Genomic DNA, 12,860 nt, shown 5'->3' with positions numbered 1-12,860 from the left:
CCCTATTCCGGCTGCACCCCCGCCTGCGCGATGACCTGACGCGCAGGCTCGGGCCAGGCCTTGTCGGGCACGTGGTGATTGTCCTGGAGCAGGTTGCCGAGCTGCGGAAGCCAGGCGCCGCGATGCTTGAGCGAATTGTGCCAATTGCCCCGCGCCACGTTGCGCGCGGTCATCCCCAACGCGTAATTATCGCCCGAGGTGTTGGCGAACAGCCAGTTGCCGTTGGTCTCCACGACATTGTTCTCCACCCTGACGAATTTGGAACCCTCATCGAGATAGAGGCCCATGCGGTCGCCGATGTCGAACACGTAATTGTCGTGGATCACGGCGCCCGGATTGGCCGACAGGTTGTAGATCGCGCCGCCGTCGAAGAAGAGCTGCTTCACCCCATGGATGCGATTATAGGCCACGATCGTATCGCGCAGCGTCGTGGGCGTTTCGAAGCGCGGCCATGAGCGGTAGCCGTAATTGTTCCTGGCATAATTGGGGTTCCCCCCGGCGTCGAAATAGCCCCAGCCCCAGCCGACCGCGATGCCGTCATAGGGCGCGTCCGAGACTTCGTTGTGCAGGATATGCGCCCCGTCGATGAAGGTCGTCTGGATCGCGGCATTGTCCTTGAAGTCCTGGCTCACCGTCGTCACGATGTTGTTCTCGATCAGGATGTTGCGGTTGACCAGGCGCGGATCCCTGGGATGGTGCGCTGCCTCGCGCACGCCGCCGGCCAGGATCGCTCCCCCCGCCAGCACCGCGAAGCGATTGCGCCGGACGACGATGTCCTGCGCGCCGAGACCCGTGCCGGAAAGATTGGCATTGTCGTCCGTGCCGATGCCCAGGCCGATCTGCCCGAGCTGCGTGAACTCGTCATGGTCGAACACGATGCCGCGCGCGGCGGATACCTGCACCGCCGCCGGGATCTGGCTCCAGCGCATGCGCATCGTCTCGAACTCCGGACAGCCGCGCCCGCAGGTGCGATAGGCGTCGGGCGGGCGGCTATCGGCCACTTCCTTGAGATAGGCGCCGCTCTGCTGGTCCGCATAGCCGGTCGGGGCCGATGGGCCCATCCAGCTCGTATGCGCGAAACGGAGGCCGGAGAAGCTGAGATTCTCGACCGGCTTGTCGACCGTGCCGGAGATGCTGACCAGCGCCTCGACCCGCGGCAGGACGATGTCGAGCTTGGCGATGTCGTCCGCCGGATCGGGCTTGTAATAGAGTTTGCCGGCAGCCGGATCGATATACCATTGGTCGCGGTTCAAGTGCCATTCGTGGCGCCGGCCCATCAGCTCGAGCCCGTTGACGATGTACATATGCGCCTGATCGGGCAGCGACAGCCGGGTCGGCGTGTCATAGCCCCAAGTGTTGTTGTCCCATGCCGGCTGCCGCATCGTGAAGGTGAGGCCGTCGACGGACGCCACCGGGGAAAAGCGGACGGTGAACAGATTGGTGAACGCCATTTCCAGGCGGCCGGGATCCTTGACCTTGCCCAGCCAGGCGAAGTCCGGATCCTTTATGGTGAAGCCGGTTGCCGAGAATTCCACGTCGCGGATCGGGATCTCGACTGCGGCGCGATCCGCCATCACGCCGTTGACCCAGAGCTGGCGGGCATCCCGGCCCTTGGGGACATCGGCGACATAGATATTCCGCTGCTTGTCGAACAGCGTCCAGCCGGTGACGGGAACGCCGCCGGAAATCTCGGGATGGGCGCCGGGCGCCGCGCGCCATGTCACCCGATGCCCGTTCTGCCCGCCGTCGCGCGCGGTGAAGCGCAGTGGAGCGTCCAGGCGATAGACGCCGTCCATCAGAAACACGGTCACGTCCGCCTTGCCGTTCGCGCGGCGCACCGCGGCCTGGGCCTGCGCCAGGCTGCGGAACGGCGCATCGGCCGCTCCGCTGGCGCGATCGTCGCCGGCGGGGGATATATAAAGGCGAACCTCCTGCGCATATGCCGCAGCCGGCGACAGAAGCATCAATGCCGGCCACAGCGACGGCCAAAGTCTTTTCAGCATGCCAGTCTCCCGAATGGATATTCGCCGTCTGCCCGGGTGCCGGGCGGGCGGATCAGAAGGCGGTCACGAGGTCGCAGGCCGCGCCATGGAGGTTCGAACGGGCCTTGGTTCCCTCGACTCCGAATTCGATATGGGCGCGCGCCTTGGTATCGTAGCGCGGCCAACGCGGCAGGCCGGCGCCGTTGGGATCCCCCGTCCGCGCGAAGTTCAGCCAATAGGCCTGGATCGGCGGGCTCCCGGGCAGGCTCGCATCGAAGACATAGGCCGATTCCGAGGTATGGCGCACCGTGGCGCCGTCGGCGCTCGGGTGGTTCCAGTTATAGACCCAGACGGGACGCCCCGCCCCGGCGCGGGCCTTGGCAACCGTCAGCGACGGGCAGCGGAAATAGAGGTCAGTCGCCAGCGTAATCGGCAGCTTGTCCGCCGGCAGCGCGCCATAGGCTGCACGCGCCTTCGCCACGTCCTTGCCGAAGCGCCGGGCAATGACGGCCTGCGGATCGGCCTTGACGTCGCCGGTCACATATTCGTTCTCGTTGGTACCGATGATGAGCGGCACCGGACTGGCGGCGCGCCGCAGCAGTTCCTCAAGCCGCTCCGGCAGCACCACGCCGTCGGCAGTAGAGGCCCAGATATGGTCGGCGTCGTTCAGCCCCGGCGCATCGATGTCGTGATCGGCCTCCACCAGGGCCGAGACCGGCAACCGCCGCAGGTCGGCCGCATCGGCATCCGGGGCGGCCCCCGCCTTGGCGGCGATGATCCTGCCCACCGCCTCGTTCTCGGCGAGCGTCCGCTCCGCAAGGCCGCCGCCGGGCGGGCCGCTCTCCGCGATCGCCTTGGCGAACAGCCCCTTCGAGCGTGGCGAGAGCAGCAGCAGGTTGATGTCCTTGGCGCCGGCCGAAAGGCCGAAGACCGTCACATTGCCGGGATCGCCGCCGAAGCGGGCGATGTTCCTCTTTACCCAGGCGAGCGCCGACTGCTGGTCCATCAGCGCGTAATTGCCGGATGCGTGATCCGGCGATTCGCGGGTGAGCGCCGGATGCGACAGGAAACCCAGTGCCGCGAGCCGATAGTTGAAGCCCACCAGCACCACGCCCTTGCCCACCAGATCGGCGGGCCGGATCGCGCCCGAGCCGCTATTGTCCAGAATCACCTCGGTACCATTGCCCGCGCGGTTGCCCCCGCCGTGAAACCACACCATCACCGGCAGCCGGCGCGCCGGATGAAGGTTCGGCGTGCGGACGCTGAGATACAGGCAGTCTTCCGAGGAATGCTCCGACGCATGCCGGTTCCAGCCGCCATAGACGGACTGCGGACAGGCTGGCGGCTCGGCGACCGCCGGGCGCGGCGCCGACCAGGCATCGGTCTCGACCGGAGGACGCCAGCGCAGTTCGCCGACCGGCGGCTTCGCATAGGGGATGCCGCGAAAGGCGACGCTGCCATCCTCCAATGTCATCCCGATCACCGGTCCGGCGGCGGTAGCGACCACCGGACCTTCGGAAGCAGCGCGCGGGGCACCGGCCCAGGCTCCCCCCACGCCGAGGGCAAGAGCCAGTACCGGGACGAGAGACCATTTCATATTCCCGCTCCCCCTTGCTCAGAACCGGACATGTGCGCCGATCTGATAGCGCCGGCCTACCGTCCGGTACGATGACGTGCGGCTCGGAATGGTGAAATAGGTGAACTCGTTGCTGTCGGTGAGGTTCAGCGCCTGCAGGTCCACCGTGATCTCCTTGGTGATGGCGTAGGAGGCGCTCGCGTCGAGCTGGCCATAGGACGCGAAATAGACCGGATCGCCGTTCATGCCGGTGGCGGTCTGGAGGAACTTGTCGCGCCAGGTATAGGCCGCCCGGAGCTGGATCGGCCCCTTCTCGTAGAAGCCGACCGCGCTGTACGAGAATTTCGAAAGCCCGACGAGGCCGTAGCTGACGCCGGCCACGGCGTTGGTGTAGTCCGCGTTGCTCTTCACATAGGTAAAGCTGCCCTGGAAGCCGAGACCGTCCAGCGGCGCGGGCAGGAAGCCGAAGACCTGGCGATACCCGAGTTCGACGCCTTCGACGGTGGCGCCCTTGCCGTTGGTCGGCTGCGTCACCTGGAAGGTGATCTGGTCGACGATCTGCGGCGTCGTCGCGGGCGACACGAAGGAGTCGATGTTCTTGTAGAACACCGCGCCCGAAAGCATCGAGAGCCGGTTGATATACCATTCGAGCCCAAGCTCGACCTGCGAGGCGCGGAACGGCAGCAGATCCGGGTTGCCGCGGATGATCTGCTCATGCCCCGGGTTCGAGGAGATCGACTGTGCGGGCGAGAGATCGGACAGCGTCGGACGCGTCACGACCCGCGATGCGGCGAAGCGGCCCACCAGATGCGAAGTGAGGTCGAGCTTGATGTTCATCGACGGCAGGATGTCGGTATAATGCCCGCCGAAACCGACCGGAACCACGGGCGAAAGCACGATGGTATTCTGCCCCAGCCCATTGGGCCGCGCGCTGATCACCGTCTGGGCGGCGCCGTCCGAAGTGAAATGCGTATCCTCCACCCGCACGCCGGCATTCACCGACACCGGCATGCTGCCCAGCATCCCCTCGATATTGAACATGAGGTAGCCGAGGTTCACATGCTCGCGCACCACCGAGCTGCCGGCGGGATTGAAGGTGGGATCCTGATATCCGACGAAGCCGGCCGGCGTCGGCCCCGAATAGTTGCGAAGCGCATCGACCAGTTGGCGCGGATCATATTGGATCCAGTCGCGCAGGATGTTGCCCTGATACTTCTCGAAGAAGGTCATCCCCGTCGGATGGAACAGGTCGGACGGCATCGGATAATAGAGCGTTCCGCCGCAAAAGGCGCATTGCGAGTCCGACGACTGTTTGATGGTGTCGACCGTCTTCTTCCGGTTCTCCTTGGCAAAGCCGACATAGGCGGTGACTCCGCCGCCGGGATGCCAGACCCCGTCGAGCTTCGCCTCGAAGGTCTGGTCGGTATAGTCCGAGCCGCCGTCATTCTCGTAATGTGCGCCGATATGATCGACGTCGGTGGCGGCGTTGGGATAATCGGGACTGTAGAAATTATAGTCGAAGATCGGGCTGCCGGTGCGCCGGTCATATTCGACCACGAGCCCGGTCCGGCGGATGGTCGAATATTGGTTGTCCTCCTTGCCGCGGCGCGTCGCGCGTGAATAGGAGACGTCACCGGTGAGATCGAAATCGCCGCTCTTCCACGCTGCGTTGTAGCCGACGAGCAGCGTCTCGCTGCGCCGGGGGCTGCGCGTCATGATCTCGTCGGCGGTGTTGTTGACGTATTTCTGATAGACGGCGGTATTGTTCTCGACCACCTGATCGACCAGCGTGCCGACCGGGAAATTGACCGACAGACCGATGGTCTGGTCCATCTGGTTGAGCTTCGAATAGAAGGTGTCGAGCGACATCGACAGATTCTCGGTCGGCTTGAACTGGATCGTTCCGTCGAAGCCGATGCGCTCCTTGTCGGACAGGATGAACGACGGGAAGAAGCCCGAAGCCTGGTCGAGATCATGGAACGGCGCCACGTCCGGGCCGGAACGGCCGGCGAAATAATCGCCCGGCAGATTGCCCCGCTTCACGAAGCCGGCGCTGACGTCGAACTCGTCGACGCGGATCTTGCGCCGGTCATAGGATCCGACCAGCGAGATGCCGAACGTGCCCGCAGCATTATGCCAGCTCACCAGGCCCGAGGCACTGGGCGCCCAGCTATCCGCGAGAACCTCGCGATTGGCGCCGCCGGACATGGCGATGACGAACGGCTTGAGGTCAAGCGGACGCACCGTGCGGATATTCACCGTGGCGCCGATGCTGGCGCCATTGATCTGCGCAGTCGGGCTCTTGTAGACATCGGCGCCCGAGATCAGTTCCGACGGAAGGACGTCGAAGCTGAATTCGCGGCCGACATTCTCGGTCGCGATCGTGCGTCCGTTGATCGTCACGGTGTTGAAGGCAGGCCCGAGGCCGCGGATGGAGACGAACTGGCCGTCGCCGCGATTGCGATCGATCGCGACGCCTGGAATACGCTGCAGCGATTCTGCGACATTCTGGTCGGGCAGCTTGCCGAGATCCTCGCTCGCGATCGAATCGACGACGTTCACCGAATTGCGCTTGATGGCGATCGAATCCTGCAAGCTGCGGCGAATGCCGGTAACGACGATCTCGCTCTCCTGGGCCGGAGCCTCGGCTCCGGGCGTGGTTTCCTGCCCCGCCGGATCCGCAGGTGACGTGCCGCGGCCGCTGTCGGTTTGGGCATGCGCGGCAGTTGCCATCAACACGACAGCGATCACGCCGCAGCTGGTGCTCAGTTTTCCGAAATTTCCCATGATCCACTCCCTCTCGCTGAACCGGTTATTCCCGGCTTCAATCTGATATATCTGTAACGCATTTTGAAATTTCGAGTCAACGTTATTGATCTATCAGACAGCTTGAGGACGAGATGTCAGGATAATTGACTGAATATATGGAGGTAATTCCGCCCGATGTGCGGACGGGCTGATAATGTGGAGATATGGCGCTCCCCGCCTGAAGGATCGTGGCGGAAGCCAATTGTCTGCGTCAGACCGACAAGCGCCTATTGTTGATACAATTGACCGACAAGTTGAGGGCGTGGCTTGGCGGGCTAGACGAAACTAGCCAGAACCAAAGGGCCGACTTTTGAGGAAGAGCGTATAGCAAACGCCATACGGCATTGATCGCTATCCGATTGAGATCGAAACGAACTAGATATTTGCGAGGCCGACCTCTGCAGTATCGGGTCGTAGCGTTGAAGCGGCGAAGAGCTTCCGGCAACCCACGGCACGCCCGAAGCACCCGGTTTCGATCGGAAATGGTGCCCCTGGCCGGACTCGAACCAGCATGCCTTGCGGCAACCGATTTTGAGTCGGTCGCGTCTACCAATTTCGCCACAGGGGCAGCGAAGGGGCGTGGCTATACGAAGCGCCCGCCCCCCGCAAGCACCCTCGGATCAGGAGAAATCCCTGGCCAGCGCCTCGGCATTGGCCAGCGGATCCTTGGGGTCCGGGCCGAATCGGTTCGGTCCGCGCGTGCCCTCCAGCAACATGAACACGATTACGATCAGGCCGCCGACATAGGGAATGAAGTTGAGCAGCACGAACCAGCCGGACATGTCGCGATCGTGGAAGCGACGCACCTGCACCGCGATGCCGGGGATCAGGATCGCCAGATAGGCAAGGCCGCCGACCACCGCCCATAGCCCGGCGATGCCCGAGAAAAGGGACGACCCGCCATATTCGCTAAAACCGGAAAACCCACCCAGAATCGCGAACACGATCCCCCAGACGATCGACGCCAGGATAATAAGCAGGGTGAACATCCAATATTCCATGCGGCGCGAACGCCCCTGGAAGTCGGCGTAGCGCCGGAGCGGCAACAGCATCCAATCCATTTCGCATCCCCCTTCACATTCGCTTGTCTACCGGACGAAGACCAACACGAAAGCGGAGCGCGCGCAATCGTCTTTCCGCGATGCGCTCCGCGCTTCAATTTCTCGGCGGCTGGCGGCGATAGCTGAGCGCCTCGGCGACATGAATGCGCCCCACCCCTTCGACGCCCGCGAGATCGGCGATCGTGCGGGCGACTCGAAGCACCCGCGTATAACCCCGCGCGGACAGGCGCATCGCCTCCGCCGCCTGGGCGAGGAGCTTGCGGCCGGGCTCGTCCGGGGACGAATGCGCGGTGAGCAGGTCGCCTTCGGCCTCGGCATTGGTGCGCGCGGACACACCCTGATAGCGCGCCGTCTGCACGTCCCTCGCCATCGCCACGCGCGCGGCGACTTCGGCCGATCCCTCGGCGGGCGGCGGCAGGACGAGATCGGCGGCGGTGACCGGCTGGACCTCGACATGCAGATCGATGCGATCGAGCAGCGGCCCCGATACCTTGGCCTGATAGTCCGCCGCGCAACGCGGCGCACGGGCGCAGGCGAGCGCGGGATCGCCGAGATGGCCGCAGCGGCACGGGTTCATCGCCGCGATGAGCTGGACGCGCGCCGGGAAGGTGACATGGGCATTGGCGCGGGCGACGCTGACCACGCCGGCCTCCAGCGGCTGGCGCAGCGAATCGAGCACGGCGCGCTGGAACTCGGGCAACTCGTCGAGGAACAGCACACCCAGATGCGCCAGGCTCACCTCACCCGGCTTCACCTTGAGCCCTCCGCCGGTGAGCGCCGCCATCGAGGCGGAATGATGCGGCGTGCGAAAGGGCCGCGTCCGCGTGAGGCGCCCGCCGGCCAGCGTGCCCGCGACCGAGGCGACCATCGAGACCTCCAGCGCCTCGGCGGCGTCGAGCGGCGGCAATATGCCGGGCAGGCACGAGGCGAGCAGCGACTTGCCCGCGCCGGGCGGCCCGACCATCAGCATGTTGTGCCCGCCCGCCGCGGCGATCTCCAACGCGCGCTTGGCGGTCTCCTGGCCCTTCACCTGGGCGAGATCGGGTCCGATGCCGGGCGCATCGGCTTCTCCCGGCGGCGGGGCGGCGAGCAACTGGTTGCCCTTGAAATGGTTGAGCAGCGCAATCAGGTCGGGCGCGGCGACCACCTCGGCCTGCCCTGCCCAGGCTGCCTCCGCCCCCTGCTCCACGGGGCAGACCAGTCCCTTGCCGATCTCGCCCGCATGGAGCGCCGCCAGAAGCACCCCCGGCGACGGCGCGATCCGGCCGTCGAGCGCCAGTTCGCCCACCACCACATAGCCCGCCAGCGTCTCGGCATCGACGACGCCCATCGCCCCCAGCAGCGCCAGCGCGATCGGCAGGTCGAAATGCGATCCTTCCTTGGGAAGGTCGGCGGGCGACAGGTTGAGGACGATATGCTTGGGCGGCAGCGCCAGGCCGATCGCCGACATGGCTGCACGGACGCGCTCGCGGCTCTCTCCCACCGCCTTGTCGGGCAGACCCACCACCACGAATTTCGGCAGGCCGGCGACGAGATTGCACTGCACCTCCACCGCGCGCGCCTCGAGCCCCAGATACGCAACCGTCGATACGCTCGCGACCAAATCCGCCTCCCCCTGAAGGCCCGACCATAACCGCTTTTCTCCATTGTGGAATGGATCGCAGCCGTAATGGAGGCACCCGCCCTGTCCCGCATCCCTGTCTTGCAGGACCAACACACGCCACCCACATTCCAGCTATGTCACGTGCCCGCCTCCGCAGCCCGTTCGTCCGCACGATATTGCTCGTGACCGGACTGCTGGTGATGGCGGCGTCGCCGGTGGTGGGCATCCTTCCGGGGCCGGGCGGCATCCTCGTGTTCGCCGCAGGCTTGGTGCTGGTGCTCCAGAACTCGCAATGGGCGCGCGGACGCTTCGTGCGGCTGAAGCGCCGCTTCCCCCGATTCGGCCATTATGCGGACATGGCGCTGCGCCGCCGCAGCTTCCGCCGGCGCCGGCAACGTGCCAAGGAGGCGGAAATCGCCAGGGCCGAGGCCGCCGCGCCCGGTTTTCCGCTGGACCCGCGTTGACTTCCGCGGCGGACGTCCGTATGGGCACCCCACACACGGCCGCCCTAGTGGTGGCCATTTTACGTTCTAGATACTCGAGGATGAGCGATGAAGCGGACTTTTCAGCCGAGCAATCTGGTGCGTGCGCGCCGGCACGGCTTCCGCACGCGGATGGCGACCCCGGGCGGCCGCAAGGTGATCCGCGCCCGCCGCGCCCGCGGCCGCAACAAGCTGTCGGCCTAAAGCCCGTCAGCCTCGTTCGGCTTACCGAGCGCAAGCACTATCTCGCCGCGAACGCGGGGAAGCGGGCACCCATGCCCGGCTTCGTCCTGCTCGTTCGCGATCGCGAGGATGCCGACGCGACCATGCGAATCGGCATCACCGTTTCCAGGAAAGTCGGCAACGCCGTCGTCCGCAATCGCATGAAGCGCCGCTTCCGTGTCCTTGCGCGCGAAGTGCTGCCCACCGCCGGCCTGCCCGGCGCGGACCATGTGCTGATCGGCCGGAACGGCGGGATCGAGCGCGACTTTTCCGATCTGAAGGCAGAGCTCGCCAAGGCGCTGGCCAAGGTGAAGCGATGAGCGGAACCTCCGACAAGGGTGTGACGCAATGATCGCCCGCCTGCTCATCCTGATCGCGCGCGGCTGGCAACTCGGCCCGTCGGTCATCCTGCCGCCAAGCTGCCGCTACAGCCCGAGCTGTTCGGCCTATGCAATCGAGGCGCTTCGCCGCTATGGGGCGGCCAAGGGCGGCTGGCTCGCCGTCAAGCGAATCGCGCGCTGCCATCCATGGGGCGGGCACGGCTACGATCCCGTGCCATGATGGATCTTCCGGGGAATATTCGGTGAAAGACGACCAAAAGAATTTCGTGATCTTCGCGCTGTTTGCCGCGCTCATCCTGTTCGGCTGGCCGACGATCATGCACTGGGTCTTCCCCCAGCAGCAGCCGGCGCCGACCAAGGTGGTGAACGGCAAGTCCGTCCCCCTGCCCAATCCGACGGCCGATCCTGGTGCCGATTCGGCAGGCGCGCTGCGCGATCGCAAGGCCGTGCTGGCCGAAACGCCGCGCGTCCAGATCGACACGCCCAAGCTCAAGGGCACGATCAACCTGAAGGGTGCGCGGATCGACGACCTGGTGCTCGTCAAATATGACGAGACGGTCGGCAAGAATTCGCCGCCGATCCGCCTGCTCTCGCCCAGCGGCGCGGCGGGCTCCTATTATGCGCAGTTCGGCTGGCAGGCTTCGGGCATCCAGGCGCCGGGGCCGGACACGGTGTGGCAGGCGAGCGCGCAGAAGCTCACCCCGACGACGCCGGTGACGCTCACCGCGACCAATGCCACCGGCCAGGTCTTCCGCATCGAGCTGTCGGTCGATCCGGACTATATGTTCAGCATCAAGCAGACCGTGGCGAATGTCGGCAGCGCGCCGGTTTCGGTGACGCCCTATGCGCTGGTATCGCGTTCCGCGCGCTCGCTCGACGTCGATCAATGGGCCGCCCATGTCGGCCCGATCGCGGTCTACAATGGCGCCGCCGACTATATCAACTGGAAGGACACCGAGGCGGAGCCCAAGCAGTTCGCCACGACCGGCGGCTGGGTCGGCTATACCGACCATTACTGGCTGACCGCGCTCGTCCCCGATCAGCGCGTGCCCGTCCAGCTCCAGCAGCGCGGCACCACCGCCCAGGCCTATCAGGCCGATTATCGCCTCGCCCAGCCGCTCGATCTCGCGCCGGGCAAGAAGGTCACCTATTCCAGCCGCTTCTTCGCCGGCGCGAAGGAAGTGAAGCAGCTCGACGAATATCAGGACAAGCTCGGCATCGTGCAGTTCGACCGCGCGATCGACTGGGGCTGGTTCGGCATGATCGAGCAGCCGATCTTCTACTATCTCGACTGGCTGTTCCGCATGGTCGGCAATTTCGGCGTCGCGATCATCCTGCTGACGATCACGATCCGCGGCCTGCTCTTCCCGATCGCGCACAAGCAATTCGAATCGATGGCCCGGATGCGTACGCTCCAGCCGAAGATGAAGGCGCTGCAGGAGCGCTACAAGGAGGACAAGCAGCGCCAGCAGCAGGAGATCATGAAGCTCTACAAGGAAGAGAAGGTGAACCCGCTCGCGGGCTGCCTGCCGATCCTGCTCCAGATCCCGATCATGTTCGCGCTCTACAAGGTGCTGCTGCTGACGATCGAGATGCGGCACCAGCCGTTCATCGGCTGGATCAAGGATCTGTCGGCGCCCGATCCCGCGACGATCGTCAATCTGTTCGGCTATCTCCACTTCACCCCGCCCTCGTTCCTGGCGATCGGCGTGGTGCCGGTGCTGCTCGGCATCTCGATGTACTTCCAGATGAAGTTCAATCCGGCGCCGATGGACGAGATGCAGAAGCAGATCTTCGCGATCATGCCATGGATGATGATGTTCCTGATGGCGCCGTTCGCGGTAGGCCTGCAGGTCTACTGGATCACTTCCAACGTCATCACCGTGCTCCAGCAGCAATGGCTCTATTCGCGGCACCCGCAGCTCAAGGAGCCGGTGAAGAAGAAGGAAGTGGCGGCAAAGTGACCGCTTTCGAACCCGAAGCGATCGAGGCCGCGCGGAAGATCTTCGCCGGCCCCGTCGCCTTCCTGAAATCGGCGCCCGCACTCGAGCATCTGCCCGATCCCGATGTGCCCGAGGTGGCGTTCGCCGGCCGTTCGAACGTCGGCAAGTCGTCGCTGCTCAACGCGCTCACCGGGCGCAACAGCCTGGCGCGTACCTCGGTGACGCCGGGGCGGACGCAGGAGCTCAACTTCTTCGACGTGGGCGAACCGCTCAAATTCCGGCTGGTCGACATGCCCGGCTACGGCTTCGCCAAGGCGCCCAAGGACATGGTCCGCAAGTGGCGCTATCTGGTGAACGACTTCCTGCGCGGACGGCAGGCGCTGAAGCGCGCGCTGGTGCTGATCGATTCGCGCCATGGCATCAAGGATGTCGATCGCGAGATCCTCGACATGCTCGACGCGGCGGCAGTGAGCTATCGCATCGTCCTGACCAAGGCCGACAAGATCAAGGCGAGCGTGCTTGCCGAAATCACGCTGCAGACCGCCGAAGAGGCGCGCAAGCGGCCCGCCGCGCATCCCGACATCCTCGTCACGTCGAGCGAGAAGGGCATGGGCATCCCCGAACTCCGCGCCGCCGTGCTGGAATCGATCGGCTAGGATCGCCGGTTCTCCTCTGTCCGTCACCCCGGCCGCAGTGCCGGGGTCCACTTATCCTCCAGAGCCCCCCCTCACGCCTCCAGCGGCTCTCCCAGCATCCCGGTGGACCCCGGGGGCAACTGCGGCCGGGGTGACGAAGCTGGTGCGTGCGCTGCCTCTCGATATCCAAGCGATTGCCCTCCCGCC

Annotated in this window: 10 protein-coding genes, 1 tRNA gene and 1 pseudogene; 6 read left to right on the top strand and 6 right to left on the bottom strand. The window is 65.2% G+C overall.

Annotated features, from left to right (window positions below; translation table 11 throughout):
- Positions 1–2: 2 nt before the first annotated feature.
- The 6 genes from HB724_RS05120 to HB724_RS05095 form a co-directional block, all read right to left on the bottom strand.
- On the bottom strand, positions 3–2,003 hold the full coding sequence (locus HB724_RS05120) for a right-handed parallel beta-helix repeat-containing protein (protein WP_213979830.1): 2,001 nt from the start codon (positions 2,001–2,003) through the stop codon (positions 3–5).
- Positions 2,004–2,055: 52 nt separating this feature from the next.
- Complete coding sequence (locus HB724_RS05115) at positions 2,056–3,579, bottom strand: carboxylesterase family protein (RefSeq protein ID WP_213979829.1); 1,524 nt, start codon at positions 3,577–3,579, stop codon at positions 2,056–2,058.
- Positions 3,580–3,597: 18 nt separating this feature from the next.
- Complete coding sequence (locus HB724_RS05110) at positions 3,598–6,345, bottom strand: TonB-dependent receptor (protein ID WP_213979828.1); 2,748 nt, start codon at positions 6,343–6,345, stop codon at positions 3,598–3,600.
- A 504-nt stretch (positions 6,346–6,849) separates the two neighbouring features.
- Positions 6,850–6,934, bottom strand: a tRNA-Leu gene (locus HB724_RS05105).
- A 52-nt stretch (positions 6,935–6,986) separates the two neighbouring features.
- A complete protein-coding gene (locus tag HB724_RS05100) occupies positions 6,987–7,418 on the bottom strand; it encodes a DUF805 domain-containing protein (protein ID WP_346344669.1) in 432 nt (143 codons plus the stop codon).
- A 103-nt stretch (positions 7,419–7,521) separates the two neighbouring features.
- Positions 7,522–9,030, bottom strand: coding sequence for a YifB family Mg chelatase-like AAA ATPase (locus HB724_RS05095; protein WP_213979826.1), 1,509 nt, complete (start codon positions 9,028–9,030; stop codon positions 7,522–7,524).
- Between the two features lie 134 nt (positions 9,031–9,164).
- Between HB724_RS05095 and HB724_RS05090 the strand changes: the two genes are divergently transcribed.
- The 6 genes and pseudogenes from HB724_RS05090 (at position 9,165) to yihA (ending at position 12,674) form a co-directional block, all read left to right on the top strand.
- The gene (locus HB724_RS05090; RefSeq protein ID WP_213979825.1) at positions 9,165–9,494 is read left to right on the top strand and encodes a PGPGW domain-containing protein; all 330 of its coding nucleotides are present in this window, start codon (positions 9,165–9,167) and stop codon (positions 9,492–9,494) included.
- 87 nt (positions 9,495–9,581) lie between these two features.
- Positions 9,582–9,716, top strand: coding sequence for a 50S ribosomal protein L34 (gene rpmH, locus HB724_RS05085; protein ID WP_213979878.1), 135 nt, complete (start codon positions 9,582–9,584; stop codon positions 9,714–9,716).
- 29 nt (positions 9,717–9,745) lie between these two features.
- Positions 9,746–10,054: pseudogene (rnpA, locus tag HB724_RS05080) on the top strand (ribonuclease P protein component); the annotation flags it as partial.
- 28 nt (positions 10,055–10,082) lie between these two features.
- Positions 10,083–10,295: a membrane protein insertion efficiency factor YidD gene (yidD, locus tag HB724_RS05075; RefSeq protein ID WP_213979824.1), complete on the top strand. Its 213-nt coding sequence runs from the start codon at positions 10,083–10,085 to the stop codon at positions 10,293–10,295.
- 22 nt (positions 10,296–10,317) lie between these two features.
- Positions 10,318–12,039, top strand: a complete 1,722-nt coding sequence (gene yidC / locus HB724_RS05070; RefSeq protein ID WP_346344668.1) for a membrane protein insertase YidC — start codon at positions 10,318–10,320, stop codon at positions 12,037–12,039.
- On the top strand, positions 12,036–12,674 hold the full coding sequence (yihA, locus tag HB724_RS05065) for a ribosome biogenesis GTP-binding protein YihA/YsxC (protein WP_346344667.1): 639 nt from the start codon (positions 12,036–12,038) through the stop codon (positions 12,672–12,674). The genes yidC and yihA overlap by 4 nt, the downstream gene beginning before the upstream one ends.
- The last annotated feature ends 186 nt before the right edge of the window (positions 12,675–12,860 follow it).

This window comes from Sphingomonas sp. dw_22 (genome assembly GCF_018449795.1).
In the GTDB taxonomy this organism is placed as follows: Bacteria; Pseudomonadota; Alphaproteobacteria; order Sphingomonadales; family Sphingomonadaceae; genus Sphingomonas.
The sequence above is the reverse complement of the archived record's forward strand: the minus strand, read 5'-3'. Positions and strand labels throughout refer to the sequence as shown.

What these genes read in the sequence shown, in the direction of transcription:
- HB724_RS05115 (WP_213979829.1), bottom strand. Translation starts at nt 3,579, where the DNA reads ATGAAATGGTCTCTCGTCCCGGTACTGGCTCTTGCCCTCGGCGTGGGG.
- HB724_RS05120 (WP_213979830.1), bottom strand. Translation starts at nt 2,003, where the DNA reads ATGCTGAAAAGACTTTGGCCGTCGCTGTGGCCGGCATTGATGCTTCTG.
- HB724_RS05110 (WP_213979828.1), bottom strand. Translation starts at nt 6,345, where the DNA reads ATGGGAAATTTCGGAAAACTGAGCACCAGCTGCGGCGTGATCGCTGTC.
- HB724_RS05090 (WP_213979825.1), top strand. Translation starts at nt 9,165, where the DNA reads ATGTCACGTGCCCGCCTCCGCAGCCCGTTCGTCCGCACGATATTGCTC.
- HB724_RS05100 (WP_346344669.1), bottom strand. Translation starts at nt 7,418, where the DNA reads ATGCTGTTGCCGCTCCGGCGCTACGCCGACTTCCAGGGGCGTTCGCGC.
- yidD (WP_213979824.1), top strand. Translation starts at nt 10,083, where the DNA reads ATGATCGCCCGCCTGCTCATCCTGATCGCGCGCGGCTGGCAACTCGGC.
- rpmH (WP_213979878.1), top strand. Translation starts at nt 9,582, where the DNA reads ATGAAGCGGACTTTTCAGCCGAGCAATCTGGTGCGTGCGCGCCGGCAC.